This window comes from Microvirga pakistanensis (assembly GCF_004458765.1).
Lineage (GTDB): Bacteria > Pseudomonadota > Alphaproteobacteria > Rhizobiales > Beijerinckiaceae > Microvirga > Microvirga pakistanensis.
Map to the genome: position 1 here is coordinate 1 of NZ_SPJX01000463.1, position 2,864 is coordinate 2,864.

2 tRNA genes and 2 rRNA genes are annotated in these 2,864 nt (G+C 55.6%); all 4 read left to right on the top strand.

Going from position 1 to position 2,864, the window contains the following annotated elements:
- Nucleotides 1-223: ribosomal RNA gene (locus tag E4K09_RS20090) — 16S ribosomal RNA — on the top strand; the annotation flags it as partial.
- Nucleotides 224-361: 138 nt separating this feature from the next.
- Nucleotides 362-438 (top strand) — tRNA-Ile (locus E4K09_RS20095).
- A gap of 8 nt (nt 439-446) precedes the next feature.
- Nucleotides 447-522, top strand: a tRNA-Ala gene (locus tag E4K09_RS20100).
- A 148-nt stretch (nt 523-670) separates the two neighbouring features.
- A 23S ribosomal RNA gene (locus E4K09_RS20105) occupies nt 671-2,864 on the top strand; the annotation flags it as partial.

Below are 2,864 nucleotides of genomic sequence, written 5' to 3' on the forward strand. Positions count from 1 at the left end.
CTCGAGTGCATGAAGGCGGAATCGCTAGTAATCGTGGATCAGAACGCCACGGTGAATACGTTCCCGGGCCTTGTACACACCGCCCGTCACACCATGGGAGTTGGTCTTACCCGACGGCGCTGCGCCAACCGCAAGGAGGCAGGCGACCACGGTAGGGTCAGCGACTGGGGTGAAGTCGTAACAAGGTAGCCGTAGGGGAACCTGCGGCTGGATCACCTCCTTTCTAAGGATGATCCCTCAAGGCTGACATTGAGTTGGTCTTATCGGATCTCTTGGAACATACAGGGTCAAGTCAGGCCCTTTTTGCGGGACGCTGCCGTCTTCGCTTCTTCTTCTCCGGAACCCTTTTGTAAGGCGGATCGGGCCTGTAGCTCAGGTGGTTAGAGCGCACCCCTGATAAGGGTGAGGTCGGACGTTCGAGTCGTCCCAGGCCCACCATTGTCAACGGGGCCTTAGCTCAGCTGGGAGAGCGGTAGCTTTGCAAGCTTCAGGTCGTCGGTTCGATCCCGACAGGCTCCACCATTCCTTAAGGGGTGGGTTCCGGAATTCTTTGCGCTTNAGCCGTGAGCGCCGGATATGCCTGGCAAGCAAAACATGTCTTTGGAGAAATCCGAAGACAGGTCTTTCTTTTGTCGGTGTCTGCTGCCGAGCGGACACCGATCATGAGAGTAATCAAGTGTCGTAAGAGCATCTGGTGGATGCCTTGGCGCTGAGAGGCGATGAAGGACGTGGTACGCTGCGATATGCTTTGGGGAGCTGCGAACGAGCTTTGATCCAAAGATCTCCGAATGGGGAAACCCACCTTCGACCCTTTGTCTTGTGACGCCATCTTCGGGTGGTGTTGCAAGTCGGAGGGTCAGATGAAGGGACTGAACCCTGAATCCATAGGGGTTTAGAGCGAACCCAGGGAACTGAAACATCTAAGTACCTGGAGGAAAGGACATCAATTGAGACTCCGTTAGTAGTGGCGAGCGAACGCGGACCAGGCCAATGCCTGCATGATCTTCACTGGAACGGTTTGGAAAAGCCGGCGGAACGGGTGATAGCCCCGTACAGGTCAGGGTGATTGCAGGATTTGAGTAGGGCGGGACACGTGAAATCCTGTCTGAACATGGGGGGACCACCCTCCAAGCCTAAGTACTCCTCAGCGACCGATAGTGAACCAGTACCGTGAGGGAAAGGTGAAAAGCACCCCGACGAGGGGAGTGAAACAGTACCTGAAACCGGATGCTTACAAACAGTCGGAGCCCAAGGTTTGTCCTGGGTGACGGCGTACCTTTTGTATAATGGGTCAGCGACTTAAAGTAACGAGCAAGCTTAAGCCGATAGGTGGAGGCGCAGCGAAAGCGAGTCTGAACAGGGCGTTTTGAGTTCGTTGCTTTAGACCCGAAACCGGGTGATCTAGCCATGAGCAGGTTGAAGGTGCGGTAACACGCACTGGAGGACCGAACCGGTGCCTGTTGAAAAAGTCTCGGATGACTTGTGGCTAGGGGTGAAAGGCCAATCAAACTCGGAAATAGCTGGTTCTCCGCGAAAGCTATTTAGGTAGCGCCTCGCGTGAATCCCCCAGGGGGTAGAGCACTGGATGGGCTAGGGCCGCCCACAGCGGTACCAAACCTAACCAAACTCCGAATACCTGGGAGGAGTGCGCGGGAGACACACGGCGGGTGCTAACGTCCGTCGTGGAGAGGGAAACAACCCTGACCTACAGCTAAGGCCCCCAATTCGTGGCTAAGTGGGAAAGGATGTGGGAATCCCAAAACAACCAGGAGGTTGGCTTAGAAGCAGCCATCCTTTAAAGAAAGCGTAACAGCTCACTGGTCTAAACAAGGGTTCCTGCGCCGAAAATGTAACGGGGCTCAAGCCACGAGCCGAAGCTTAGGGTGCATGCTTTTGCATGCGCGGTAGCGGAGCGTTCCGTAGGCCTGTGAAGGGATACCCGTGAGGGGTCCTGGAGGCATCGGAAGTGCGAATGCTGACATGAGTAACGACAAACAGTGTGAAAGACACTGTCGCCGAAAGTCCAAGGGTTCCTGCGTAAAGTTAATCTTCGCAGGGTTAGCCGGCCCCTAAGGCGAGGCCGAAAGGCGTAGTCGATGGGAAGCACGCTGAATATTCGTGCGCCAGCAGGTGGTGACGGATCCTTATCGTCGTTCAACCTTATCGGATTGGTTGGGCGGCTTCCGGGTCCCGGGAAATAGCCCCTGCATCAGACCGTACCCGAAACCGACACAGGTGGACTGGTAGAGCATACCAAGGCGCTTGAGAGAACTATGTTGAAGGAACTCGGCAATTTACCTCCGTAACTTCGGGATAAGGAGGCCCTTGGCTTGGGCAACCAGGCCAGGGGGGCACAGACTAGGGGGTGGCGACTGTTTACCTAAAACACAGGACTCTGCGAAGTCATGAAGACGACGTATAGGGTCTGACGCCTGCCCGGTGCCGGAAGGTTAAGAGGAGAGGTTCACGCTTTGAATCGAAGCCCCGGTAAACGGCGGCCGTAACTATAACGGTCCTAAGGTAGCGAAATTCCTTGTCGGGTAAGTTCCGACCTGCACGAATGGCGTAACGACTTCCCCGCTGTCTCCAACATAGACTCAGTGAAATTGAATTCCCCGTGAAGATGCGGGGTTCCTGCGGTCAGACGGAAAGACCCCGTGCACCTTTACTGTAGCTTTGCGCTGGCATTCGTGTCGGCATGTGTAGGATAGGTGGTAGGCTTTGAAGCCGGAGCGCCAGCTCTGGTGGAGCCATCCTTGAAATACCACCCTTGTAGACATGGATGTCTAACCGCGATCCGTTATCCGGGTCCGGGACAGCGCATGGTAGGCAGTTTGACTGGGGCGGTCGCCTCCCAAAGAGTA